The sequence below is a fragment of the Cellulomonas sp. A375-1 genome (assembly GCF_001040865.1).
GTDB classification, from domain to species: Bacteria; Actinomycetota; Actinomycetes; order Actinomycetales; family Cellulomonadaceae; genus Cellulomonas; species Cellulomonas gelida.
The window spans coordinates 42,430-66,012 of sequence record NZ_LFKW01000009.1; the positions used below are offsets into that span (position 1 = coordinate 42,430).

At 72.8% G+C, this 23,583-nt stretch carries 24 protein-coding genes; 14 read left to right on the forward strand and 10 right to left on the reverse strand.

Features of this window, described 5'->3' with window-relative positions:
• Positions 1-2 precede the first annotated feature (2 nt).
• The 3 genes from CWIS_RS00890 to CWIS_RS00895 form a co-directional block, all read right to left on the reverse strand.
• On the reverse strand, positions 3-374 hold the full coding sequence (locus tag CWIS_RS00890) for a rhodanese-like domain-containing protein (RefSeq protein ID WP_048341378.1): 372 nt from the start codon (positions 372-374) through the stop codon (positions 3-5).
• A gap of 49 nt (positions 375-423) precedes the next feature.
• Positions 424-588, reverse strand: coding sequence for a hypothetical protein (locus CWIS_RS18550; protein ID WP_170210943.1), 165 nt, complete (start codon positions 586-588; stop codon positions 424-426).
• Between the two features lie 423 nt (positions 589-1,011).
• Entirely contained in the window at positions 1,012-1,605 is a 594-nt protein-coding gene (locus CWIS_RS00895) for an isochorismatase family protein (RefSeq protein ID WP_048341333.1), read from the reverse strand.
• A gap of 112 nt (positions 1,606-1,717) precedes the next feature.
• Between CWIS_RS00895 and CWIS_RS00900 the strand changes: the two genes are divergently transcribed.
• Positions 1,718-2,197 carry a MarR family winged helix-turn-helix transcriptional regulator gene (locus tag CWIS_RS00900; protein ID WP_048341334.1) on the forward strand — a complete coding sequence of 160 codons (480 nt, stop codon included), beginning with the start codon at positions 1,718-1,720 and terminating at the stop codon, positions 2,195-2,197.
• Positions 2,198-2,224: 27 nt separating this feature from the next.
• On the opposite strand, the gene CWIS_RS00905 is transcribed toward CWIS_RS00900, so the two are convergent.
• Positions 2,225-2,566 (reverse strand): YciI family protein, encoded by a 342-nt coding sequence (locus tag CWIS_RS00905; protein ID WP_048341335.1) that lies wholly within the window; start codon positions 2,564-2,566, stop codon positions 2,225-2,227.
• 192 nt (positions 2,567-2,758) lie between these two features.
• Here CWIS_RS00905 and CWIS_RS00910 point away from each other — a divergent pair, with 192 nt between their 5' ends.
• From CWIS_RS00910 to CWIS_RS00920, 3 genes are all read left to right on the forward strand, one after another.
• A complete protein-coding gene (locus tag CWIS_RS00910) occupies positions 2,759-4,123 on the forward strand; it encodes a cellulose binding domain-containing protein (RefSeq protein ID WP_048341336.1) in 1,365 nt (454 codons plus the stop codon).
• Between the two features lie 106 nt (positions 4,124-4,229).
• Entirely contained in the window at positions 4,230-4,808 is a 579-nt protein-coding gene (locus CWIS_RS00915) for a dihydrofolate reductase family protein (protein WP_048341337.1), read from the forward strand.
• A 74-nt stretch (positions 4,809-4,882) separates the two neighbouring features.
• Positions 4,883-5,455, forward strand: a complete 573-nt coding sequence (locus CWIS_RS00920; RefSeq protein ID WP_053071479.1) for a GNAT family N-acetyltransferase — start codon at positions 4,883-4,885, stop codon at positions 5,453-5,455.
• 46 nt (positions 5,456-5,501) lie between these two features.
• Here CWIS_RS00920 and CWIS_RS00925 read toward each other — a convergent pair whose 3' ends face one another.
• The 3 genes from CWIS_RS00925 to CWIS_RS00935 all read right to left on the reverse strand — a co-directional run bounded on the left by CWIS_RS00925 (position 5,502) and on the right by CWIS_RS00935 (position 10,713).
• Positions 5,502-6,017, reverse strand: a complete 516-nt coding sequence (locus CWIS_RS00925; protein ID WP_048341338.1) for a hypothetical protein — start codon at positions 6,015-6,017, stop codon at positions 5,502-5,504.
• Positions 6,018-9,854 (reverse strand): alpha/beta fold hydrolase, encoded by a 3,837-nt coding sequence (locus CWIS_RS17355; RefSeq protein ID WP_053071480.1) that lies wholly within the window; start codon positions 9,852-9,854, stop codon positions 6,018-6,020.
• A 283-nt stretch (positions 9,855-10,137) separates the two neighbouring features.
• The gene (locus tag CWIS_RS00935; protein ID WP_048341339.1) at positions 10,138-10,713 is read right to left on the reverse strand and encodes a hypothetical protein; all 576 of its coding nucleotides are present in this window, start codon (positions 10,711-10,713) and stop codon (positions 10,138-10,140) included.
• A 199-nt stretch (positions 10,714-10,912) separates the two neighbouring features.
• Here CWIS_RS00935 and CWIS_RS00940 point away from each other — a divergent pair, with 199 nt between their 5' ends.
• On the forward strand, positions 10,913-11,653 hold the full coding sequence (locus CWIS_RS00940; RefSeq protein WP_048341340.1) for a YqjF family protein: 741 nt from the start codon (positions 10,913-10,915) through the stop codon (positions 11,651-11,653).
• Positions 11,654-11,704: 51 nt separating this feature from the next.
• On the opposite strand, the gene CWIS_RS00945 is transcribed toward CWIS_RS00940, so the two are convergent.
• Both CWIS_RS00945 and CWIS_RS00950 read right to left on the reverse strand, forming a co-directional pair.
• Positions 11,705-12,283: a GNAT family N-acetyltransferase gene (locus CWIS_RS00945; RefSeq protein WP_048341381.1), complete on the reverse strand. Its 579-nt coding sequence runs from the start codon at positions 12,281-12,283 to the stop codon at positions 11,705-11,707.
• Between the two features lie 137 nt (positions 12,284-12,420).
• On the reverse strand, positions 12,421-12,999 hold the full coding sequence (locus CWIS_RS00950; protein ID WP_231583623.1) for a TetR-like C-terminal domain-containing protein: 579 nt from the start codon (positions 12,997-12,999) through the stop codon (positions 12,421-12,423).
• 190 nt (positions 13,000-13,189) lie between these two features.
• Between CWIS_RS00950 and CWIS_RS00955 the strand changes: the two genes are divergently transcribed.
• From CWIS_RS00955 to CWIS_RS00980, 7 genes are all read left to right on the forward strand, one after another.
• On the forward strand, positions 13,190-14,227 hold the full coding sequence (locus tag CWIS_RS00955; protein WP_231583624.1) for a DUF5692 family protein: 1,038 nt from the start codon (positions 13,190-13,192) through the stop codon (positions 14,225-14,227).
• 84 nt (positions 14,228-14,311) lie between these two features.
• Positions 14,312-14,857 carry an AAA family ATPase gene (locus CWIS_RS00960; protein WP_048341342.1) on the forward strand — a complete coding sequence of 182 codons (546 nt, stop codon included), beginning with the start codon at positions 14,312-14,314 and terminating at the stop codon, positions 14,855-14,857.
• A gap of 45 nt (positions 14,858-14,902) precedes the next feature.
• The gene (locus CWIS_RS00965; protein ID WP_048341343.1) at positions 14,903-15,568 is read left to right on the forward strand and encodes an SDR family oxidoreductase; all 666 of its coding nucleotides are present in this window, start codon (positions 14,903-14,905) and stop codon (positions 15,566-15,568) included.
• Positions 15,569-15,616: 48 nt separating this feature from the next.
• Positions 15,617-16,813, forward strand: coding sequence for a VOC family protein (locus CWIS_RS00970; RefSeq protein ID WP_048341344.1), 1,197 nt, complete (start codon positions 15,617-15,619; stop codon positions 16,811-16,813).
• A 31-nt stretch (positions 16,814-16,844) separates the two neighbouring features.
• Complete coding sequence (locus CWIS_RS00975; RefSeq protein WP_048341345.1) at positions 16,845-18,071, forward strand: cytochrome P450; 1,227 nt, start codon at positions 16,845-16,847, stop codon at positions 18,069-18,071.
• 286 nt (positions 18,072-18,357) lie between these two features.
• Positions 18,358-18,501 (forward strand): hypothetical protein, encoded by a 144-nt coding sequence (locus CWIS_RS18215; protein ID WP_156186504.1) that lies wholly within the window; start codon positions 18,358-18,360, stop codon positions 18,499-18,501.
• Positions 18,502-18,568: 67 nt separating this feature from the next.
• The gene (locus tag CWIS_RS00980) at positions 18,569-19,396 is read left to right on the forward strand and encodes an alpha/beta hydrolase (protein WP_048341346.1); all 828 of its coding nucleotides are present in this window, start codon (positions 18,569-18,571) and stop codon (positions 19,394-19,396) included.
• A 39-nt stretch (positions 19,397-19,435) separates the two neighbouring features.
• Here the strand turns inward: CWIS_RS00980 and CWIS_RS19745 are convergent, their stop codons facing one another.
• A complete protein-coding gene (locus CWIS_RS19745) occupies positions 19,436-20,365 on the reverse strand; it encodes a cold-shock protein (RefSeq protein ID WP_048341347.1) in 930 nt (309 codons plus the stop codon).
• A gap of 124 nt (positions 20,366-20,489) precedes the next feature.
• Here CWIS_RS19745 and CWIS_RS00990 point away from each other — a divergent pair, with 124 nt between their 5' ends.
• Complete coding sequence (locus CWIS_RS00990) at positions 20,490-21,296, forward strand: Nif3-like dinuclear metal center hexameric protein (protein ID WP_048341383.1); 807 nt, start codon at positions 20,490-20,492, stop codon at positions 21,294-21,296.
• Between the two features lie 342 nt (positions 21,297-21,638).
• Positions 21,639-23,561 (forward strand): endo-1,4-beta-xylanase, encoded by a 1,923-nt coding sequence (locus CWIS_RS00995; protein WP_082156117.1) that lies wholly within the window; start codon positions 21,639-21,641, stop codon positions 23,559-23,561.
• Positions 23,562-23,583 lie beyond the last annotated feature (22 nt).

The window sequence follows — 23,583 nt, forward strand, 5'->3', positions numbered from 1 at the left end:
GGTCAGGACACGACCTCGAGCCCGGTGGCCCGTGCGGCGTCGTCGAGACCCCCGGCGTTCTGGACGTCGTTGAAGCCGAGCTCCTCCAGGTAGTCGACCGCGACGCCCGCGCGGCTCCCCGAGCGGCAGTACACGACGTAGCTGCCCTCGGGGTCGAGCGCGGCGACCTGGCCCGCGAAGCCCGGGCTCTGGACGTCGTAGTTGACGGCGTCCTCGAGGTGGCCCGCGCCGTACTCGGCGGCGGTGCGCACGTCGATCACCACCGTGTCGGCGTCCATCTCGACGTCCGCCGACGACGTGCACCCGGCCAGCGCGAGGGCGCCGACGAGCGCCACCAGGCCGGAGACCCGCGCGGCCCGTGCGTTCCTGATCATGCGAAGTTCCTTCGTGAAGCCGAGCGAGCGCATGCCGCGGGGTCGCGGCTCAGCGGCCGAAGAGCCGGGCGAGGAAGCCACCCGACGAGGGGGCGTCCGGGTGTCCCGGGCACCACTGGGCCGCGGGGACGGAGCGCTTGACGCCGTCGACGTGCTGGCCGCAGCCGGCCCAGGTGGTCTTGCCGCAGGTCTTGCAGGTGGTCGGGTAGCACATGGGGGTCTCCTTGGGTGAGGGGCGTGGGGGTCAGCCGGCGGCCATCTGATACGAGACTGTATACCCCCGGGGGTATAGATGGCTACCTGTGTGACCGTGACGAGGCGCGCATCAGCGCGACCGCGACGACCTGCAGACGGCGGGCAGCGTCGCGGCGAACGCGAGCGGCGGCACAGCCGCGACCAGCACCGGGACCGTGAGGACGACGCCGGGCCGAACCGGTCGTGCAGCGCGCCGACGATGAGCGCGCCGATCGCCGGCGCGAGCATGGCGCCGGCGTAGACCACCGGCACCAGGGCCGCGTCGAGGAGCCCCTGGTCGACGAGGCGGTAGGAGGCACCACCCGCCACGCGCTCGAGCGCTCGGCGCTCTGCGACCCTGTCCTCACGCCCCGACGGCAGGCGTCTCGGTCGCGCGGCGTCGCTAGGCGGCCGCGCTGCTCGTCGGCTCCGCGAGCAGGTCGGCGAGCGCCGCCGCGGTCTCCAGGCGGGCGATCCTCGGCAGGATCACCTCGAGGGCGTTCGTGTGCGCCGACGCGACAAGATCGGTGACGGCGTCGTGCGCGACGACCACCTCGTAGCCGAGCTCGCGCGCAGTCCGCGCGGTGGACTCCACGCCGATGCTCGTCGCGATCCCGGCGACGACCACCGAACGCACGCCCCGGCGGCGCAGGCGCGAGTCGAGCTCGGTGCCGGTGAAGGCGTCCCACCCGCGCTTGGCGACGTGCAGGTCGGACGACGAGATGGGGACGCGGGGGTCGAGCTCGGAGAAGTCGGCAGGCTGCGCGACGGCGGGACCGGGCGAGTCGGTGCGGCCGCGCAGCAGGTCGCCGCCGTCGGGCGAGAACTCGATGCGGACGCGCACGACCGGGCGCCCCGCCCGGTGCGCGGCGGCGGCGAGCAGGGCGGCGCGGGCGACGACGACCGCCGGGTCGTGGACCGTCGGGAGGGCGGTGATGCCCTTCTGAAGGTCCACGAGGACGAGGGCGGTGGCGGGATCGAGCACGTCGACGGGCATGGGGGACTCCTGACTCTGGGAGAGAAAGACAGCAAGACTGTCTATCGCAGGGTCGGGAGATGTCAAGCAAGACTGCACAGTTCTGCTGTCCGTCGGGGCGTAGGCTGCAGGCATGGACGACGCACTGCTGGCCGCCGAGCTCCGACTGCAGCTGGGCCGGCTCGTCCGACGAGGGCGCGCCGAGGACCCCCGCCCCCAGGCCCTGACCGCGGTCCTCGGGCTGCTCGCACGCGAGGGTGCGCTGACCACCAGCGAGCTCGCCGGCGCCCAGCGGGTCCGCCCCCAGTCCATGGCGCGCACGGTCCGGGCGCTCGAGGACGAGGGCCTCGTCGAGCGCTCCCCCGACCCGACGGACGGCCGCAAGTCGCCGCTGGTGCTCACCGCCCAGGGTCGTGCCGCGCTCGAACGGGAACGGCGTCGCCGCACGGATTGGCTCACGCTCGCGCTGGCCGAGGCCCTCGACCCCGAGGAGAGGCAGACGATCGCGGCCGCCGTCCCGCTGCTCGCCCGCATCGTCGCCTGGGACGAGCGCCGCACGGACGAACACCACTCGGACGAGCACGACGAGGCACCCGCCCCTGACCGACCCTGAACCACGGGGTGATGGACGCGTGAGCGCCTACCTGATGACTCGGACCTCCTGGGGCCACCCGCACCCCTGCGCGACCTTGCCGGCCCACATCTCGGCCGACTCCCGGTCGGGCACGTCGATGACGGTGATGCCGCCGAGGTACTCGGCGGTCTCCGTGTAGGGGCCGTCGGTGATGGACAGCGTCCCGCTCGTCGCGTCGGCGCTGAACGCGTCGGCCAGGTTCTCCTCGAGCCCGCCCGCGAAGACCAGCACCCCGGCCTCCTCCATCTCGCGCACGACCGCCTTGCTCGGCTCCACGCGCGTCTGGAACCACTCGGCCGGGTGGTCTCCGACCCACTGCTGGTGGAAGTAGATGGCATACCGCGTCATGTCGCTCCTCCGGTTCGTGGCGTTCACTCCCGTGACGGACGAGCCTCGCCGGAATCGACAGAGCCCGCCGGCCGACCAGCGGCCGCGCGGCGTAATCGATTCGCCCCCGGGGACGGTCGGGCGACCCCGCCGCCCGGGGCCCGCGCAGAGGTGAAGACTCGGGCCGATCGCTGACCACCAGAGGAGCTCGTGATGTCGTCGCCGGGGAAGATCCGTTCATGGAGCCGTCTGCTCGCCGTGGTGCTGGCGGGTGGTGCGCTCGTCGGCGTGCAGTCCCAGGCGGACGCCGTGCCGCCCGGCGGTGAGACCGGCCCGGTGACCGGCAACGCGACGTGGTTCGACAACCTCGGCGCACCCTACGGCGGCTGCGGGCTCCCGCAGGACCAGCTCGAGACGCAGAACTGGATCGCGCTGAACGTCTTCGACACCCCGGGCGACTACGCGATGTACCCGCGCCCGATGGCCGCGGGCGACCCGAAGATCGGCATGTGGGACAACGGCCGCAACTGCGGTCGATGGGTCCGGGTGTCGATCGACGACTACTGCACCGGCCTCAACGACGGCGCGGCCGGGCAGGCGTTCTGCCGCAACGGCGCGTGGGTCGAGGACAAGTACAACGGCGCGACGCTCGACATGCTCGTCGCCGACAGCTGCGGCGACCCCAACGCGTGGTGCCGGGACGACCCGTACCACCTCGACCTGGCCCACCAGGCCATCAACAGGTTCGTGAAGAACGGCACCGCGGTGGGCGACCTCGAGCCGAACCACTGGGGCAACCGCAAGGTCAGCTGGCAGTTCATCGAGGCGCCGAACTACACCGGCGACATCGAGATCGGGTTCATCCAGGGCTCGGAGAAGTGGTGGGCGGGGGTCTCGATCAACCACCTGCCCAACGGCATCCACGGCATCGAGCACTTCGCCGACGGCGCGTGGGTGCAGACCCCGATGAACGTCGACATGGGCCAGTCGTTCCTGCTGAAGCCGACGACGCCGGGCGGCACCGACTACAAGATCCGGGTCAAGGACGTCGACGACGCGTACCTGTTCGGCGGGCGCGAGTACTCCTTCTCGCTGCCGTCGAGCTGCGGCGGCAAGTGCTCCGCACCGCGGACGGTCGTCCCGTACACGACGAAGGGCGGGGACGACTCGACGCCCACCCCGACGCCGACCCCCGACCCGACGGTCACGCCGACCCCGACGCCGACGCCGACCCCCACTCCCACCCCCACTCCCACGGCGACGCCGACCCCGACACCCACCCCGACCAGCGGCGCGGCCGCCTGCACCGCGACGTTCCGCGCCGTGAGCACGTGGCCCGGCGGCTACCAGGGCGAGGTCACGGTGACGGCCGGCTCCTCGGCGCTCTCGTCGTGGACCGTCACGCTGTCCGGCGCGTCGGTGAGCAGCCTCTGGAACGGGACCGTGAGGACGTCCGGCTCGACGGCGACCGTCGCCAACGCGCCGTACAACGGGAGCCTTCCCGCACGCGGGACGACGAGCTTCGGCTTCATCGGCTCCGGTGCGCCCGGCACGCCGGCCCTGACCTGCGCGGCCTGACGCCGAGACCGACCGGCCCGGCCAGACCGACGACGCCGCCCCGTGAGCACCGTTGCTCGCGGGGCGGCGTCGCGAGAACCTGGAGGCCCGTCGACCGGAGGCACGCATGGGCAAGCTGATCTACGCGGCGAACACCTCGCTCGACGGCTACGTCGAGGACGCCTCAGGTGCGTTCGACTGGTCGGTGCCCGACGACGAGGTGCACCAGTTCTGGAACGACCACGAGCGCCGCATCGGCACGTCCCTGTACGGCCGGCGCATGTACGAGACGATGCGCGTCTGGGAGGACGACGAGTGGCTCGCCGACGAACCGGCGGTCGTCCAGGAGTACGCGCAGGTCTGGCGTGACACCGACAAGGTCGTCTACTCGACGACGCTCACGGATGTCTCGACGGCGCGCACCCGCCTCGAGCGGCAGTTCGACCCGGAGGCGGTCCGGCGGCTCAAGGCGGCGTCCCCGAAGGACCTGAGCGTCGGCGGCGCGACTCTCGGGGCGGAGGCCTTCCGGCACGGGCTCGTCGACGAGTGCGTGCTGGTCCTGCACCCGGTCACAGTCGGCGGCGGCAAGCCCGCGCTGCCGACCGACGTCCGGCTCGACCTGGAGCTGCTGGACCACCGCCGCTTCGCCAACGGCACGGTCTACCTCCGCCACGCGGTCCGCGGCGTCGGCGGTCGCCACCACTGAAGCGAGGGCGACGACGACGCGCGTCGGACGAAGGTCCGACGCGTCAGCGACCGGCTGCGCGCGAGGCTGCGGGCATGACGTCCGCAGACCCGCCCGACCCGCCCCGCATCCGCGTCGACCGGCTGGTCGTGCGGCGGTTCGCACCCGACGACGGCGAGGGCTTGCACGGCTACCTGTCGCGACCCGAGGCCGTGCGCTTCGAGCCGTACGGCGTCCAGACGCGCGCGCAGTGCGACGAGCTCGCAGGCGCGCGTGCGCACGACCCGTCGTTCTGGGCGGTCTGCCTCCGGGACGACGGCACGCTCGTCGGGAACCTCTACCTGCACCACGACGACCCTCGCGAGTGGCGCAGCTACGGCCTCGGCTACGTCTTCCACCCCGACCACTGGCACCAGGGCTACGCGACCGAGGCGTGCCGCGCTCTGCTCGACGTGTGCTTCGACCAGTGGGGTGCGCACCGAGTGATCGCGCACTGCGACCCGCGCAACGAGGCGTCCTGGCGCCTGCTCGAACGCCTCGGCCTGCGGCGCGAGGGCCACTTCCGGCAGTCCGCGTCGTTCAGCGCCGACGACGCGGGGCGTCCGGTGTGGCACGACGCCTACGTGTACGCGGTGCTCGACACCGAGTGGGCTGCCGCGAACGGCTGAGGCCCCGCGTCGGGCCAGCACCCGCCTCGGTGTCCGGCCGGCGTCGCTACCTCCTCGTGGCTCTCGCGCCGATCCACGCACCGGCGACGACGCCGAGGCCTGCCCCCAGCAGGACCGTGACGGACAGCGACGGAACGCTGTCGCCCCGCATCAGCTCCACCGTCACGTCCACGACGCCCGCGTCCGGTGGCCACACGCGTGCGGCGACGTCGATCGCGCCGCGCGCGGCCGTCACGGTCTGCGACATGGCACCCGTCTGCACCTCGACGCCCTCCCACCCTTGGGCCTCGAGGGCCGTCCGGACGACCGCGCCGTCGACGGTCGCGTCCGCCGTCGCGTCGAACACCACGGAGCCCCGGTCGAACGACGGCGCCCACTTCCCGCTGACCGCGGGGTCGCCGTCGGCGACGAGTCCCGGCAGCTCGATCTGACGTGCCTGTGCCAGGAGCTCGGCGTCGGACGGCTGCACCACGTACCAGTGGAACGCGTACGCAGCGGCCGCACCCACAGCCGCGAGCAGGACCGCGAAGAGGACGCTGAGCGCCGCCCGCCGGGCGTTCACCTAAGGCTCGTCCCTGATGACGTTGCGACCGTTGCCGCCGTCGAGCACGTCCTGCCCGGGCCCGCCGTCGAGCATGTCGTCACCGCCCTGGCCCAGGAGCGTGTCGTCGCCGGCCTCCCCGTACAGGATGTCGTCGCCCTCGCCCCCTTCGACGTGGTCCTTGCCGTCGCCGGCCCGCACGACGTCGTTCCCGCCGCCGGCCAGGACGCGGTCGTCGCCCGCTCCCGCGTGGACGGTGTCGGCGCCCTCACCGACCGTGATCGTGTCATCGCCGTCGCCGCCTGTCACGACGTCGTCGCCGTTGGCACCGTCGGCCGTGTCGTCACCCGCACCGGCGTCGATGACGTCGTGACCGTCGCCGCCGAGCAGGCGGTCGTCGCCGTCTCCACCCAGCAGCGTGTCGTCGCCGTTAGCGCCGACGAGCTCGTCCGCGCCGTCGCCGCCGTCGAGGTGGTCGGACCCGTCACCGCCGTCGAGACGGTCGTCGCCTGCCCCGCCGATCAGGCGGTCCCGACCGTTCGCTCCGACCAGCACGTCGTGCTCGTCCCCACCGATCAGCACGTCGTCGCCATCACCCCCGTCGAGACGGTCGTGGCCGTCGCCGCCCTCGAGGCGGTCGGCACCGTTCCCTCCGACGAGGACGTCATCGCCACCGCCACCGCAGATCACGTCGTCGCCCTCACCACCCTCGATCCGCTCGCCGGCGCCGGTCCCGACGATCACGTCGTCACCGGAGGTGCCGTGCAGCACCGCTCGCCCGTCGCCGACGACCGTCGCGACCAGTCCCTGGCAGGTCGGTGCCGTGGTGACCACGGTGAGCGTGGTCGTCGCGACCTGACCGGCCGTGTCGGTGACGCGCACCGTGACGGTGTACGTCCCCGGGGTCGGGTACTCGTGGTGCACGGTCTCGCCCGACGCGGCGTTCCCGTCACCAAGGTCCCACGCGATCGAGGCGATGCCGTGGTCGTCGCTCGACGCGGAGGCGTCGAGGTCCACCCGCAGACCGTCGACCGCGGCGACCCGAGCCGACGCGATCGGCGGCGCGTCACCGCTGCTGCCGCCCGGGAACAGCGCGCTGCGGTACGCCTGCGTCCGCAGGCTGTCGACGAGCGCCAACCCGCCCGCCGAGGCGGCCGTCGGGTACAGCGTGAGGTCGCGCAGGACGAACGGGCCGTCCTTGCCCGTCGCGCCGATCGTCGCACCGTCGAACCCGAGCTCGATCGGCGTCGCCCCGGCCCCGAGCCAGACCGTGGTGCTCGCGCGCCCCACCTCGGTGCCGTCGGCCGCGACGAGCTTGCCGTTCAGCGCGTACCAGCCGGACGCGTCGGTGTGTGCGGTCCCCTGGATGGAGAGGATGTCGATCAGGCCGTCGCCGTCGGGGTCCACCGGCTCGTCGCGCAGCTCCGCGACCCGCAGAGCGTCATGCTCCAGCTCGGCCACGTCGTCGTGCGCCAGCGGGCCGAGGTCGGCGATGTCGAGCAGGTTCATCGCCCCGTCGGACAGGGTCGCGTCCACCAGCGTCCATGGCCCCTGGAGGCCGCGGTCGTGGATCTGCCGACCGTCGAGCTCGAGGACCAGGGTCCCCCGTCCAGCGGCCAGCGTCGCGCGCGTCCCTGCCGTGCTCACGGTCCGGCCGGCAGCGTCGACGAGTCGCGCCGCGAGCCGGTAGTCGCCCGCGCGTGCGACGTCGACCGGGACGTCCAGCACGAGCGTGTCGACGAGCCCGTCACCGTCGTCGTCGGTGGTGAACTCCTCGAAGCCACCGACGAGCTCGCCACCGTCCGCGACGACGACAGGAGACACCGCGGTGCGCGCCTGCGGACCGACGGTCGCGACCGCAACCGTGTAGCTGCCTGCGCCGGGCGGGGTCACCGTCGTCGCCCAGGCGCCGTCGCCGGACCGCGTGAGCTCACCACGGACGACGACCTCACCCTCGTCGTCCGCGACGACGTACTCCACGACCTCGTCGTCGAACGCGCCCGCGACCGTCGCGTCGATGTCGAACGCCTCCCCGGCACGCACGAGCGTCGGCACGGAGAGGGCGAGCGTGCGCGTCGACGCGAGCGTCAGCAGCGACGCGGCCTGGAGCGGCTCGTCGGTGGGATTGTGCACCGTGAGGACGGCGGGGCCGTCGAAGGTCGCGCCGACGGCGGCGACGCCGAGTACGTCCGCCTCGACGAGCTCAGCGACGTCGAGCCGCAGGTCCAGTCCCTCGTCGGCGAAGACAGTGAGACCCGCGTGCTCACCAGCAGCGACGTCCACCGGGAGCTGGACGCTCTGCCCGGCCTCGACCACGGCGGCTGGACCGACACCAACCTGCGCGCGCGCAGCGGCCTCGGGAGCCACGGCCCGACGCGAGGAGACCTCGTCCGCGGTCTCCGTCCCGTCGAGGGTGTACGGGAGCGGGCAGAAGTCCACCTCGTAGTAGGCGATCTCGCACGCCGTCTGCGCGAACGAGAGGGGGGCCTTGCCGTCCCTCTGGTGGATGAGCCCCATGTGGTCGCGGTCGACCGTCGGGTGCACCGAGAAGTGGAGCCCCGGGTGCTCGTCGTCCGCGACGCTCAACCACCGGACGCTCGCGACGGACACCGTGCCGTCATCCTCACCCAGGATCCCGGGGCCGAAGCCGTCGGTGATGACGCTCCCGGGTCCACCCTTGCGGCCCGCGATGGTCTGGTAGTTCACACCCGGCCGGTCCGGGACCTGCCGGTTGAAGACATCGCGGACGTACGCCGGCAACAGCTGGTACAGACCGTTGTCCGGGCCGTCGCAGTCGCCGAACTCCGGCGCGGCGTCGCGCGCCAGCCATCCGACGACGCTCGTCGGGAACTTCTTGTTCATGCGCAGCGCGCAGAGCGCGACGGCGAGCTCCGCCCCACCGTTCGGGGTGCCGACCATCACGAGGTTGCGGACCCGGCCCGGGTTGTCGAAGGCGTACTGCCGCGCGTCGAGCCCACCCATGGAGTGCGCGACGACGTCGACCTGGTTCGTGGGCTCATCGTCGACGAGGTCGTCGACAGCGTCCGCCAGGATCGCCACGTTGTCCGCGATCGAGCCGTTCAGCGTCATCGGCGGCGACGACGTGCGGTTGCGCAGGCCGGGGACCGTCTCCTGCAGGTAGTCGTCGAACCGCCACATCCCGCTGCGGGCAGCACCGGCCCCGTTGTCGGTGATGCCGTGCGCCAGGACGACCGGTCGCACGGAGCTGTGCGGGACGTACGGCCGCAGCTCGGCCCAGTCGATCTCGACCGCCCACCCGCCGTTGTTGCGGTCCACGTCGATCTGGACGGTGTTGGTCCCGCGAGGGTTGTCGGGCGTCGGCAGATGCAGCCAGCTGGCGAACACGTCGAACGTGTCGGTCGCCCACTGGTTGTTCGCGCCGCTGAGCTGGCCCGGCACCAGCAGGTTGCCGTTGAACCGGACGTCGTCGACCTCACCCTGGGCCTCGTCGACGTCCCATGCGCGCATCGTCAGGAGCATCGACTTGCCGTAGAGCAGGTTCCCCGGCGCGGGGTGGCCGTGCTCGTCGACCGGCCCGTAGCTGCGGTCGATGTCGAACGAGAACGTCAGCGGGCCCCGGTACAGGTACTGGTCGAGGTCGAACCCGTCGTCGACGCGGAACACCGTGCGGCCCGCGTCGTCGGTGTACGTCGTCGTCTGCCCGACGGCGGCGCGCGACGCCACCGCGCCACGCGCGGCGGGCGCGGTCGGCGGCGGCGCCTCGCCCGTCGCGGAGACGTCGGGTGCGGGGCCGCCAGACGCGGTCGCCGGCAGCGCGCTGCCGAGAATCGCGCCGACCGCGACGAGCGCGACAGCCAGGTGACGGGAACGCCGCATCGAATGCCTCCTGCAGGATCCGGTGGTCGCCGACGAGCAGGTGCCCCCCAGCCGCTGTGGACGTTAGGGCAGGCCAGAGGGACGGACAGGCGATTTCGCTCGCGTTCACCCCAGTGGCCCAAACACGCCGATCAGGGCGACTGGGACGATCTCCCACCGAAGAGACCGGCTCGGGCACGGGTCGCTCGCGCCGACTTCTCGACGATCGGGGCCGTGCGCGGGTCAGGACCGCGTGGCTCGCGGCTGGGCGGAGCGCGAGCCTGCGCGCCGCGCGGGCGCGCTGCTAGCCGCCGGCGTGGTCCGGGTCGATCGGGGCGCCGTCGCCTTCCTCGGGCAGGTCGCCGCGCTCGACCGGCCCGTCCGGCACGCGCACCTCGGAGAAGAGGTGCGGCAGCTCGCCGACGGTCGGGACGCGGACGGCCTCACCGGCAGCGCGCAGGGTCGCGGCGTCGACGTCGGTCCCCTCGAGCGACACGAACGCCTCGCCGCGCACCACCCCGCACAGCAGCGTCGTCTGCGTGTCCGTCAGCTCGTCGCACGGCACGACGACGGACGGGTCGATGACCGAGGTCCGTGCGGTCCTGAGTGCGACCATCGCCAGCCGGTCGTCGACCTCACGCGTGTAGGTCGCGGAGAACCCGTCATCGCCGGAGACCCCGACGGACTGCACCGCGAGGTCGAACCCCTCGACGTCGGTGACGTACACGAGGTCGGGTGCGATCCCCGCGGGCGTCGCCCGGGACCCGATGTCGTCGACCGTCGCCGGTTCCGTCGACCCGGCGCCCCCTCCGCTCGCGCACGCGCCCAGCAGCAGCACGGGGACGACGACGAGGGCGAGGGCACGGCGGGAACGGATCACGCCCGGAAATGTACCGAAACGCCCGCGCACCCGACCGCACCTCACGGCCCAGCCGACGCCAGCCCCGGCCGTGCACACCGTGACCGCAGCTCATCGGGTGGAGAACCGCTCGCTCAGCGAGCGGAAGTCCACCCACAGCGGCCCGGGGCAGGCAGGCGCGGAGGCGCGCGTCGGTCGGGGGGCGGGGGATAGTGGCGGGGTGCAGCCCGAGCCGATCACCGCGACGCCACCTCCGCTGCGCGGGCGGCCGGTGCTGCGGCAGTCGTGGTGCGACCTCACGTTCCTGCACTGGCGCGTCGCGGCCGACGTCGTCGCGCCGCTCCTGCCGCCCGGCACGAGGCCGGACGTGCACGACGGGACGAGCTGGGTCGGTCTCGTGCCGTTCCGCATGGTCGGCGCGGGCGCCGGGCGTGGACCCGGCGTCCCGTGGCTCGGGACGTTCCCCGAGACGAACGTGCGCCTCTACTCCGTCGACGAGCACGGCCGCCGGGGCGTGGTCTTCCTGACGCTCGAGGCGGCCCGGCTGGCGTTCGTCCTCGGCTCCCGTGCGGCGCTCGCCCTGCCCTACACCTGGTCGCGGATGAGCGTGCGGGAAGCCGACGGACTCGTCACCTACACGTCGCGGCGCCGCTGGCCGGGGCCACGCGACGCCACGACGCACGTCGTCGTACGGCCCGGCGAGCCGCTCCCGGCCGGCGACCCGGAGGCCGAGTTCCTCACCGCGCGCTGGGGGCTGCACACGCGGGCGTTCGGCCGCACGCTCTACCTGCCCAACCGGCACGAGCCCTGGCCGCTGCGCGCCGCCGAGCTGCTCACGCTCGACGACCATCTCCTCGCCGCGTGCGGGCTCCCGGGAGTCGCCGTCCGGCCCCCCGACTCGGTCCTGTTCTCCCGCGGCGTCCGCACGCAGTTCGGCGCTCCCGTCGACGCCCGCGCGTAGCCGACACCCAGGCGACTCGCCCAGCGACGAGCAGGCCGTCGGGTGATCGCCTCAGCGCTGGCGCGCGAGCCGCTGCTCCCACTGGTCCTTCGTGATCTCGTACTGGTAGCCCCCGAGCTCGGCGCCCTCGACCGCCAGCATGTCCTCGGGCGTCGGCAGCGTCTGCGTGACGGTCATGCCGACCTTCTCCATCACGTGCTGCGACGCGCGGTTCAGGGACATCGTCGCGCCCCAGACGACGCGGACGTCGAGCTCGGTGAACGCCTTCGTGAGCAGGGCCGACGAGACCTCGGTGGCGTAGCCGTGGCCCCATGCGGGTCGGCGCAGCCGGTACCCGAGCTCGACGACGTCCAGCGGCCCCTCGCGCTCGGGGCGCAGGCAGAACCACCCGAGAAACGCACCGTTCGTGTTCTCGTGCGCCGCGAACAACCCGAACGCTCCGGCCCACCGGTCGTGGCCGGCGAGGATGCTCGGCAGGTCGCGCTCGCGGATCAGCTCCGGCGCGGTCGGCTCGCCGCCGGACAGGTACCGCATGACCGCGGGGTCGCTGTCGAGCTCGATCAGCAGGTCGGCCTCGTCGGCGCGGAACGGTCGAAGCGTGACGCGCTCGGTCCGCAGGTAGGTGTCCACGCGCGACAGCATGCGAGGAACGACGCACGAAGGCGAGGCGAAATCGCGTCGTCGAGCGCGGTCGTAGGGGCTCACCGGCGTCCCCCCGACCGGCCTCGGGACGTTCCTGCGCCGGAGCTGACGCCGTCCGCCCGGGCTCAGCGGGCGGGTGGACGAGCGCGGGCGTCCAGCCGCGCGATCGACTCCTGCACCGAGCCGTGCAGCATGAGCTCGACGTCACCCACCAACCGGTACGGGTCCTGCACCATGCCCTCGGACACCCAGCGCAGCACCACCGCGAGCACGGCCGAGGTGTAGAAGTCGACGACGAGCCGGTGGTCGGCCGGGTCCACCGGGCCCCCGCCGCCGACCTCCCGGACCACCGCCTCGGTCACGGGCCGCATCTGCCGGAACAGGAAGCGCTCGAGCCCTGCACGCCCCAGACCGTCGAGGACAGCGGTCGTCGACGACCGGTTGGCCCGCAGGTACCCGAGGAGCCGCACCAGTCCGTCGGCCCACGCGTCGTGCCGAGCCTGGACGCGCACCTGCGCGGCGACCTCGGTCTCGAACACCCACGTGGCGAGCTCCGGCACGTCGTGGAAGTGGTAGTAGAACGCCTGCCGGGTCAGCCCGCAGTCCCGAGCGAGCTGCGTGACGGTGACCCTGGCCAGCGGCTCGGAGCGCAGGCGCGCCTTGAGCGCGGCTGCGAGCGCGTCGCGCGCGTCCGGACGTCGCACCCCCGTGCACCCGTCGTCGCTCATACCCTTGCAACGGCCCGACGGCGCCCGTCGCCGTGGGCCCAAGGTCCCCGAGCGGCCCCGGCCTGCCGCCCTGCCGAGGCCCGGGCACCGCCCCGCTGGACACTTCGCGCCCGGTGTCCAGTGCCTGGTCGGGTGGCGACTTCCTACCGTCGAGCAACCCCGAGCCGTGTGGGCACGGGTCGTCCGCGAGGAGGTCACGGTGTTCCTGTTCGACTCCATCCCCTGGCAGTCCTGGGTGATGTGGTTCGTCGTCCTCGGGGCGCTCATCGCCCTCAACGAGGTGACCCGCCGCTGGAAGTGGGCGGGGCTGGCGTTCTTCGTCGCGCTGCCGCTGGTCCTCACGGTGTTCGTGTGGCCGACGACGGCGGGCGAGGGCTCGTCGACCGGCACCTGGTTCCACTGGGTGAAGGTGTACTCGGCGCTCGCCGGGTGCCTCGGTTTCATGCTGCTGCGGTACGTCGACAAGCTGTCGAAGAACCGCTGGATGCTGCTGTTCCCGGCGCTGATCCTCGCGGTGAACATCGGTGAGGCCGTCATCCGCGACTTCCAGGTCGCGGGCCTGCAGGGCATGCACGACGGCGTGTTCATGGTCGGCGGTGCGTGGAACTACATGAACGGCGTCGCGGGCATCCTCAACGCGCTGACCATCTGCGGCTGGGTGGGGATCATCGTCTCGCGCGACAAGTCCAAGGACATGATCTGGCCGGACATGCTCTGGTTCTGGATCATCGCGTACGACCTGTGGAACTTCGCCTACGTCTACAACTGCGTCGGTGACCACTCCTTCTACGCCGGTGGCGCGCTGCTGATCTCCTGCACGATCCCCGCGTTCTTCCTCAAGAAGGGCGCCTGGCTGCAGCACCGCGCGCACACGCTCGCGCTGTGGATGATGTTCACGATGGCGTTCCCGACGTTCGTCTCGTCGTCGCGGTTCGCGGTCGACTCCTCGCACGACGAGACGGCCCTGTTCGTCGTCTCGGCGCTGTCGCTCGCGGCGAACGTCGCGGTCGCCGTCTACCAGGTGCGCGTCATCGTCACCCGGCGCCGCAACCCCCTGCGCGACGAGCTGTTCACGCACCTGCGCCCGTACCGTGAGGTCCTCGAGGCGAACGCGCCCCTGCCGACGACCACGGGTGCGCCGGCCGGCGCGGTCCCGACGACGAGGCCCACGGGATCCCAGGACGAGCCGCTCGTCACGGCCTGACCGCGCATCCCGCCGTCCCGCTGCGTCGACCTCTGGCGCGGCGGGACGGCGACGGCGCGGCCGAGCGGCCGCTAGCGTGTCGCCGTGATCGTCTGGCTCAACGGCACCCACGGCGTGGGCAAGACCACGACGAGCGCGCTCGTGCAGCGCCTCATCCCCGGCTCGCGGGTCCTCGACGCGGAGAAGGTCGGCGAGACGCTCATGGACATCACGCCGGGGCTGCCGGCGACCGACAACTTCCAGCACTGGGCGCCGTGGCGCCCGCTCGTCGTCGACACCGCGAGGCGTGTCCTGGAGTACACGGGCGGCACGTTGGTCATGCCGATGACGGTGCTGGTCGAGGAGTACTGGCGCGAGATCAGCGAGGGGCTCGCCGGGCACGGCGTCGAGGTGCGGCACGTCGTCCTGCACGCGGACCCCGCGACGCTGCGCACGCGGATCCTCGAGGACCACGCGATGGGGCCGTCGCCGTTCCGGCTCGCGTACGTCGACGCGTACGCGGAGGCCGCGCGCACGTGGCTGCACGACGCCGCGCACGTGGTGGACACCACCGACCGGACACCCCAGCAGGTCGCTGAGCAGGTCGTCGCGACCGTGAATGCCGTTGCCCCCGCCGACGTGCGTCGGTAGGACTGGCTCTCTGCCTGCCCCGGCACGCCGACCCTCGGAGGACTCATGCCGCTCGCTCTCGTCACCGGCGCCGCTCGCGCCGACAGCATCGCGGCCGGGATCGTGCCGCGCCTGCGGGCCGACGGGTGGGACGTCGCGACGAGCGACCTCGTCGGCACGGACTACCCGTGCGACTTGTCGACGCCGGACGGTCCCGACGAGCTGATGGCCGCGGTCACGCGCGACCGGGGGCCCGTCACCGCGCTCGTGCTGAGCCACGCGTACGACGTGAGCACCGGGATCCTCGACACGACCGCGGAGAGCTTCGACACCCACGTCGCGGTCAACGCGCGGGCGAGCCTGCTGCTCATCGCCGCGTTCGCGCGTCAGGCACCGGCCGACGGCGGCGTGGTCGTCGCGATGACCAGCGACCACACCACCGGCAACCTGCCGTACGGCGCGTCGAAGGGCGCGCTGGACCGCATCGTCATCTCCGCGGCACGCGAGCTGGGGCCGCGGGGGATCTCGGCGAACGTCGTCAACCCCGGCCCGATCGACACCGGGTGGATGGACGACGAGACGCGCACCGCGCTGACGGCCGCGCACCCGCTGGGGCGGCTCGGCACGCCCGCGGACATCGCGGCGGTCGTCTCGTTCCTGGTCTCGCCCCAGGGACGGTGGGTGTCCGGGCAGCTCCTGCAGACCGACGGGGCGTTCTCCGCGCGCTTCTGAGCGCGGCTCGGCCGGGCGGGTGTCGGTGGGCCGTCCTACTGTGCCGATATGACCGATCTGGGCGGGGACTGGCGGGTCGTCGACGGCCTGACGACAGCGTGGTTCGAGGCGCGTTCGCTCACCGAGGGCGCGGCGCTGGCCGCACGCGTCACGCAGGTCGCGCCCGGCGCCGCGGTCGACGTGCGCGCGTCGGGCGTGCGGGTGCGGCTCGAGTCCGACGAGGAGGCAGCCGGCCTCGCGGGGGCCATCTGCGACGAAGCGCGCGCACTGGGGCTGGTCGCCGACCCCGCTGTTCTGCAGGCGCTGAACGTGGTGCTCGAGTCCCCGGACCCGTCCGCGCTGCGGCCGTTCTGGCGCGGCGCGCTGGGCGACGTCACGGAGGTGGGCGACCGGCTGGTCGACCCGTTGCGCCGCGACCCGGCGTTCGCCATCCGGGAGTCGAGCGAGGAGCGACCGCTGCGCAACCGCATCCACGTCGACGTGGTGCGGCCGTCCGACGCCGTCGAGCACGCCGGTCTGGGCGAGGCCTCGGGCCCGTACGGGGTGTGCCACGCCGACGCCGACGGCAACGAGGTCGACCTCGTGCCGGGCGGGCCGCTCGACGAGTCCGACGAGCCGTCGGAGGCGACGTCCGACTGGCAGACGGTGTTCAGCGCAGTGGCTGCGTACCGCGTGCCCTCGTCCGCTCAGCAGCGCGACCTGGCCGGGGCGGCGGCCGCGCTCGCGGACGCGGCGGGGTTCCCGCTGCTCATCGACCTGCGCCCCGGGTTCGTCGTCCTGGACACCGGCAAGGACCAGGGGGACGCCGAGGCGCACGGGCTCGACCTGGACTTCGCCGACCTCGCCGCCCGGCTGCAGACCGCGGCGCGCGAGATCGGCGCCACGGCGGACCTCGCCGTGCCGCGGTTCGTCCAGCTCGCCCTCGACGCCGCGGACGTCGCCGCGGTGCGTGCGTTCTGGGCCGCCGCGCTCGGGTACGTGCACGACCGACGCACGAACCTCACGGACCTCGTCGACCCGCGCCGGCTGAACGCGGTCGTGATGTTCCAGGACATCGACGTCGAGGACACCGAGCGCCGACGCCAGCGCAACCGCATCCTCCTCGAGCTCGCGGTCCCGGCGGACCTCGCCGCCGCACGGGTGGCCGCGATCGTCGCCGCAGGCGGACGGCTGCTGGACGAGACCGGCACGCGGTGGCGCCTCGCGGACCCCGAGGGCAACGAGCTGGTCGTCGTCGCAGGCTGAGCCGACCCCTGGACAGGAGCACGATGGGCTCGTGACCGAGCACACCCCGAGTGACGAGCTGTCTGCCGACGACCACCTCGGGGGCGGCCGGGCGCCGCAGCCCGACGACGGACGCACGCCGCGCGCCGACTGGAACCCGCGCGGCCCGCGCGTGCGCCGCGACCCGCTCGCCGCCTACGACGCGTTGCGGACCCACTGCCCGGTCGCACGCGGGCCGGACGGAGCGTGGACGGTGTTCTCGCACGCCGATGTCATGGCGACCGTGCTGGACCACACCACGTTCTCGAACGCCGTGTCGCGCCACCTCCAGGTGCCCAACGGCATGGACGGCGCCGAGCACAGCGCCTTCCGCGCGGTCGTCGACCGGTACTTCACGCCCGAGCGCATGCGTGACCTCGAACCGGTGGTGCGGGACGTCGCGACCGAGCTCGTCGCGACGATCGACGTGCCTGGCCCGGTCGACGCGGTGGCGCTCGGGGCGCGGTTCGCGGTGCGTGCGCAGAGCGCCTGGCTGGGCTGGCCGGACGAGCTCGAGGAGGAGCTGCTGGGCTGGGTCGAAGAGAACCGGCTCGCCACCCGGTCGCGCGACCGTGGGCGCACCGCCGCCGTCGCGCAGCACTTCACGACGATCATCACGACGCTGACCGCCGCACGACGAGGCGAGGACGCCCCGCCCGACGTCACGACCGAGCTCGTGCGCGACCGCGTCGACGGGCGACCGCTGACCGACGACGAGATCGTCTCGATCCTGCGGAACTGGACCGGTGGCGACCTCGGGTCGATGGCCCTGTGCGCGGGCGTCGTCCTCACCTACCTCGCCGACCACCCGGACCTGCAGGCGCGGCTGCGTGCCGGGGTGCCCGACCGCGAGCTGGACCACGTGCTCGACGAGATCCTGCGCCTGGACGACCCGTTCGTGAGCAACCGCCGCATCGCCACGCAGCCCGTCACGATCGCCGGCCGGTCCGTCGCCGCGGGCGACCAGGTGCTCGTGAACTGGACCGCGGCCAACCGGGACCCGCGCGTCTTCGGCCCCGCCGACGCGTTCGACCCCGAGGCCCACGCGCCGTACAACCTCGTGTGGGGCATCGGCAAGCACGTCTGCCCGGGACGCCCGCTCGCGACCCTCGAGCTGCGCGCGCTCACCCGCGCGGTCCTCGCCGCGACGAGCGCGGTCCACCCGGACCCGGACCGTCCCCGCGAGCGCGAACGCCCACCGGCGGGCGGCTGGGCATCGGCCCCACTCGCTCTCCTGTGAAGACGCTGCACCACCTGCTGCCGAGGGCCCGGCGCAGGAGGTGGTGCCGTCGTGAGCCGCCGCTTCGAGCGCCGGGACCGGGCGAAGCGAGCTCCGCGGGGTATCACGCCGTAGGCGCGCGCCCTCTTTGACCCTGACGCCGGTCTGCGGCCCCACGGTTGTGGCACCGATCTCCGACGGCAGGGGGCAGAGCGCTCCCGACGGTCGACGCAGGGAGCACGGACATGCCCACCATCAGCACCCCCACCCTGAGCCTCACGGACATCGGGGCGGGAAGACCGGGCAGATGACGGTCCTCAACCGCTCGTTGCTCGTCGTGGACGCCGACGGCGTGAACGAGCTGAAGGCCCAGGTCAGGCTCCACTCGCCGGAGACGGTCCTGGAGTTCACGCCCGGTGCCGTGAGCGTCCAGCAGAACTTCATCCCCTGAGGCCCGAGTCGTGTGCTGGCATCGAGAGGACAACGCCGCGCCGACCTTCGCGTGGACGTTGAGCACCATGCCCGTCGGGACGACGACGGTGCGGTTCCACCACCCGGCCGGCGCCCGCGGGCTCGTCGTCCTGTTCGACGGCGGCGGGGGCGGGAGCGTGTGGTTCACGTTCATGGAGGACCGGCTGCTCGTCGAGGCGCTCGTCGACGCCGGGTTCGCGGTGGCGGCCGTGCAGAGCGAGGGCCCGAGCGGCAGCTACGACATGACCGAGGTCCTCGAGGACAACCTCGATCTCCAGAACGTGAGCACGACGATTGCCGACCTCGGTTTCGCGGGCGGCGACGTCTACTACCTCGGCTTCTCCTCAGGGGGAGTGTTCGCGAGCCTCGCCGCCACGGTCATCCCCGCCAAGGCGCTCGCCCTCCTCAGCGCGCGGGGCCTCGAGGCCACCTTCTCGAGCACCGCGCCGCTCCCCCCGCCGACGATGTGGGTGCTCGGCCGCAACGACCGGCGCGTCCCGCCCACCGACCCGGGGCTGATCACCAACTGGGCCGCGATCGCGGCGAGCGGGGTCGACTGGGCGTACTACGTCAACGAACCCGCCGGCATGCTCCCCCAGGCCTTCGAGCGCATCGCCGACCCGACCTCGGGCGTGAGCCCCACCGACTCGGCCGACGCCGTGGCGCAGCTCGCCGCGGGCGGCCAGCTGGACGCCTGCTCGGTGCCGCTCGGCCGCGGGAACGCGATCGACTGGACCGTGGTGACGCCCGGTCCGTCCTTCACCGGCCCGTTCCTCACGGAGGCACGACGCCAGGTCGACGAGCTGTTCGGCGCGCACACGGTGACGAGCGACGTCCGCCAGCAGATCGCCGACTTCTTCCTCGCACACCCCTGAGCGGACGCCTCACTGGTGTCTCAGTGACGTCCGCCCGCGTCAGATCAGCTCGACGCCGTCGGCCTGCGGGCCGCGGTCGCTCTGGCGCACCTGGTAGCGGACGCGGTCGCCCTCCTGCAGGACGTCGTCGCCGCGCACGACCGACACGTGCACGAAGAGGTCGTCGCCGCCCGCGTCGGGGGTGATGAAGCCGAAGCCGCGGTCCGCGTCGTAGCGCGCGACCACGCCCTGGCCGCCGCGCGCGGGGGCGCCGGACGACCGCGGCCGCTCCGAGCGACCGCGCGCGAACGGTGCGGGAGCGCCTCGGCGGGCCGGAGCGCCCACGAGCTGGACGTTGCGCGCCTGCGGCCCGCGGTCGCTCTCGACGACGTCGAAGGTCACGCGATCACCTTCGACGAGCTCGGAGAGCCCACCGCCGAGCGCCTTCACGTGGACGAACACGTCGTCGCCGCCGCGCTCGGGTGCGATGAACCCGAAGCCCTTCTCGTCGTCGTACCAGCTCACGGTGCCGTCCGCACCGTCGTCGGCCGGACGGCTCGTGTCCGCGCCGAGCGGGAGCAGGTGGTCGGCCTGCGGACCCTTCTCGCCGTCGACGACGAGGAACGCGACGCGCTGGCCCTCGGTGACGACACCGCCCCCGACGATCGCGGAGCTGTGCAGGAAGATCTCCGCGCCGCCGGTGTCCGGCATGACGAAGCCGTACCCCTTGGCCGGCTCGTACCAGGACACGGTGCCGAGCAGGCCCAGGGTCGCGTCGGCCGCGTGGTCGCTCGTGACGCGGACCCGGCGGGCCTGCGGGCCGCGGTCACCCTCGCCGATCTCGAACTCGACCTCCTGCCCCTCGCGGAGCACGCGGTCGTCGCCGAGGATCTCGGACGCGTGCACGAACAGGTCGTCGGCGCCGTCCTCGGGTGCGAGGAAGCCGAACCCCCGCTCGGCGTCGAACCATCGGACAGTTCCCTGGGGCACGGTGACTCCTTGTCGAAGCAGTTGTTGCTGCCACCAGTGTCCCCCGGCTGGACCGCGTCGCGAGACGTGGGGTGCGCTCGTCGTTGGTCGTCGGGCCTCGACCCGGGTCACTAGGGTGACGGGCGTGACGGTGACGGCGCGGCAGGTGGCGGAGCGGATCAGCGCGCACGTGGGGGTGCCGCCACGGCCGACGACGGTCGACGGCTTCCTCGCCGGCGACCCGGACGCCCCGATCCACGGCATCGCCGTGACGATGATGGCGACGCTCGACGTCCTGCGGCGCGCCGCCGCGCGGGGGCTGGACCTCGTCGTCACGCACGAGCCGCTGTACTTCGACCACCACGGCGCATCCGACGAGGCGCTGGCGTCCGCGGGCGACCCGGTGTTCGCGGCGAAGGCCGCGTTCGTGGCCGAGCACGGGCTCGTGGTGCTGCACCAGCACGACGCGTGGCACGACCGCGAGCCGGACGGGATCCAGACGGGCGTCGCGCGCGCCCTCGGCTGGCTCGAGCACGCGCGCGCCGGTGACCACGAGGTCTACGACCTGCCGCCGACGACGCTCGGCGCGCTCGCCGCACACGTCGCCGACGCGCTCGGTGCGCGCGCGCTGCGCTACGTCGGCGACCCGGACGCGGCCGTCTCGGCCGTGGGGCTGCAGCCGGGGTTCCAGGGGTTCGTGCACAACCGGGCCCTGATCGCCCGCGCCGACGTCGACGCGATCGTCATCGGCGAGGCGCACGAGTGGGAGACCGGCGAGTACGCCGCCGACGCGGTCACCGCGGGGCTGTGCGCGGGCGTCGTCGTCGTGGGGCACGTGCCCTCCGAGCAGGAGGGGATGGCCGAGTACGCCCGCTCGCTTCGCGAGGTCCTGCCCGAGGTCCCGGTCGAGCTCGTCGCGACCTCCGACCCGTTCCGGACCGTCACGCGCTAGTTCTTGCGCTCCGTCACGCGCAACTACAGGTCGCCGCGGCGGGCCGTGAGCGGTCGGCTCCGCGACGCGTTCGGGTGACATCTCGCCTTGACGCTCCCCCTGGCGATACCTAGCGTGTCACCCGTACGGCCTAGGTCCGCTGCGTCGAGGGTGACGCTCCTGCATCGATGGAGATGCGCCCGGTCGTGCTCGTGCGGCTGGTGACACAGGCTCTCGTCGTCGAAAGTCTCGGCCGCACACCGAGGGATATCAGCCGAGTGCCGGGCGAGGTGGGCTGAGCGTCACCGGTCGCCTGCGATCGCCACCCCCGGCTCGGGCGGTGCCAGCGAGAGGAACGGGTCGATGACAGGGCTTGTCACACGACGACATGGCGACGGACCAGCGACGACGCAGGGACGGTGGCGTCCGGCACGGTGGGCGGGAGCCGCGGTCGCGGGCTTCCTGGTGGCGGCCGGTGTCGCCCTGCCCGCACAGAGCGCGGTCGCCGACGACGGGTTCGACGTCCGGATCACCGTGTCCGGGCACGGCGGGACCGTCACCGGCGCCGGCAGCTACGAGCCGGGCGAGACCGTCCAGCTCACCGCGACGCCGAAGAAGGGGCACGTGTGGGGTGGGTGGACGTCCACCGACCTCGACTGGATCGGCGCCCGGGTCGACTCGTTCACGATGCCGGCGAGCGACGTCGTCCTCACGACGAGCTTCCGGCACGCGATCAAGCCGCTCAAGGACGTCTACCGCGACTACTTCGACGTCGGCAACATCTACTCGGGCCCGCAGACCTACGCGGCCGGGTCGCCCAACCTGGCAACCGTCGAGCGGCACTACAGCGCGATGACGGCCGAGAACGCCATGAAGCCGGACCAGCTGCTGCCGAACGCCAACATCGACCCCGTGACGGGCGCGTTCACGTTCACCTTCGCGGCCGCTGACGCGTTCGTCGACCAGACGCTCGCCAAGCACAAGAAGGTCCACGGCCACGTGCTCGTCTGGCACGGGCAGTCCCCGGCCCGCCTCAACAGCGGTCCCACGGGCGGCACCCGTGAGCTGGCGCGCGCCAACATGGAGCGCTACATCAAGGAGGTGCTGACGCACTTCAAGGGCCGCACCGTCTCCTGGGACGTCGTCAACGAGGCGTTCGTCGACGGGCTCGACGAGTTCGACCCCGCGACGCAGGACTGGCGCGACTTCCTGCGCGGCGGCCCGAACGGCGGCTGGTCGAACTGGTACGCGGCGTACGCCAACGGCGCCGACACCGCGGCGGGCCAGAGCCCCGCGGACTTCCTCTACGACGCGTTCGTCTTCGCCCGCAAGTACGGCCCCGAGCAGCGCCTCGTCTACAACGACTTCAACGTCTTCCAGTCCGAGGGCAAGGGCGAGGCGATCGTCACGATGGCCAAGGACCTCAACGCCCGCTACGCCGCCGAGCACCCCCGGGACAAGCGGCCGCTCATCGAGAGCATCGGACTGCAGTCGCACAACTACATCAACCAGACGCCGGCGTTCGCGTGCTCCGACCACACCCAGCTGCGCAAGGTCGTCAACGACGCGGCCGAGGAGTGGCAGCCCGGGGCGTGCTCGGACCACGCGTCCGTCGAGCGCTCGCTGCAGCTGATCATCGATGCGGGCCTGACGGCCGACATCAGCGAGCTGGACACCCAGGTCTGGGAGGCGTGGAACGGCCAGCCCGAGGGCGACGACCGCTCCCAGTACCGCGACCTGACCGACCCGTCGGTCAAGGACCGGATCTCGCGTGACGGGTTCACGTACTGGGTCGGCAAGATCACCAACCGCGCCGAGCTGGAGAAGATCCAGGCCCAGCGGTTCGCCGAGTACTTCGCCGTCTACAAGAAGTACTCGACGCACCTCGACCGGGTGACGTTCTGGGGGCTGACGGACCAGCTGAGCTGGCGGTCGACGCACAACCCGCAGATCTTCAACAGCGACTTCTCGGAGAAGCTGTCCGCCGTTGCCGTCGCCGACCCGGAGCGCTGGCTGGGCATCCGCGGGCAGATCACCGACACCTCGACTCTTGCGGCCACGGTCGCCGAGGCGAAGGCGATCGACCTGCGCGCGTACACGCCGAAGAGCGCGGCCGCGGTGAAGAAGGCACTGGGTCAGGCGAAGGCCGTGCTCGCCAAGGGCGGCCCGCAGGCCAAGGTGAACAAGGCGAACGCGGACCTGGAGCGCGCGATCAGCCAGCTCCAGCTGCACAAGCCGCACCACCCGAAGCCCACCCCGCCGAAGCCGCCGCACCCCAGGCCGTGACGGTCGGCTGACGCCCACGAGG

Coding starts and splice junctions, on each gene's coding strand:
- CWIS_RS00890 (WP_048341378.1), bottom strand. CDS start 374: ATGATCAGGAACGCACGGGCCGCGCGGGTCTCCGGCCTGGTGGCGCTC.
- CWIS_RS18550 (WP_170210943.1), bottom strand. CDS start 588: ATGTGCTACCCGACCACCTGCAAGACCTGCGGCAAGACCACCTGGGCC.
- CWIS_RS00895 (WP_048341333.1), bottom strand. CDS start 1,605: ATGCCCGTCGACGTGCTCGATCCCGCCACCGCCCTCGTCCTCGTGGAC.
- CWIS_RS00900 (WP_048341334.1), top strand. CDS start 1,718: ATGGACGACGCACTGCTGGCCGCCGAGCTCCGACTGCAGCTGGGCCGG.
- CWIS_RS00905 (WP_048341335.1), bottom strand. CDS start 2,566: ATGACGCGGTATGCCATCTACTTCCACCAGCAGTGGGTCGGAGACCAC.
- CWIS_RS00910 (WP_048341336.1), top strand. CDS start 2,759: ATGTCGTCGCCGGGGAAGATCCGTTCATGGAGCCGTCTGCTCGCCGTG.
- CWIS_RS00915 (WP_048341337.1), top strand. CDS start 4,230: ATGGGCAAGCTGATCTACGCGGCGAACACCTCGCTCGACGGCTACGTC.
- CWIS_RS00920 (WP_053071479.1), top strand. CDS start 4,883: ATGACGTCCGCAGACCCGCCCGACCCGCCCCGCATCCGCGTCGACCGG.
- CWIS_RS17355 (WP_053071480.1), bottom strand. CDS start 9,854: ATGCGGCGTTCCCGTCACCTGGCTGTCGCGCTCGTCGCGGTCGGCGCG.
- CWIS_RS00965 (WP_048341343.1), top strand. CDS start 14,903: ATGCCGCTCGCTCTCGTCACCGGCGCCGCTCGCGCCGACAGCATCGCG.
- CWIS_RS00970 (WP_048341344.1), top strand. CDS start 15,617: ATGACCGATCTGGGCGGGGACTGGCGGGTCGTCGACGGCCTGACGACA.
- CWIS_RS18215 (WP_156186504.1), top strand. CDS start 18,358: ATGACGGTCCTCAACCGCTCGTTGCTCGTCGTGGACGCCGACGGCGTG.
- CWIS_RS00980 (WP_048341346.1), top strand. CDS start 18,569: ATGCCCGTCGGGACGACGACGGTGCGGTTCCACCACCCGGCCGGCGCC.
- CWIS_RS00995 (WP_082156117.1), top strand. CDS start 21,639: ATGACAGGGCTTGTCACACGACGACATGGCGACGGACCAGCGACGACG.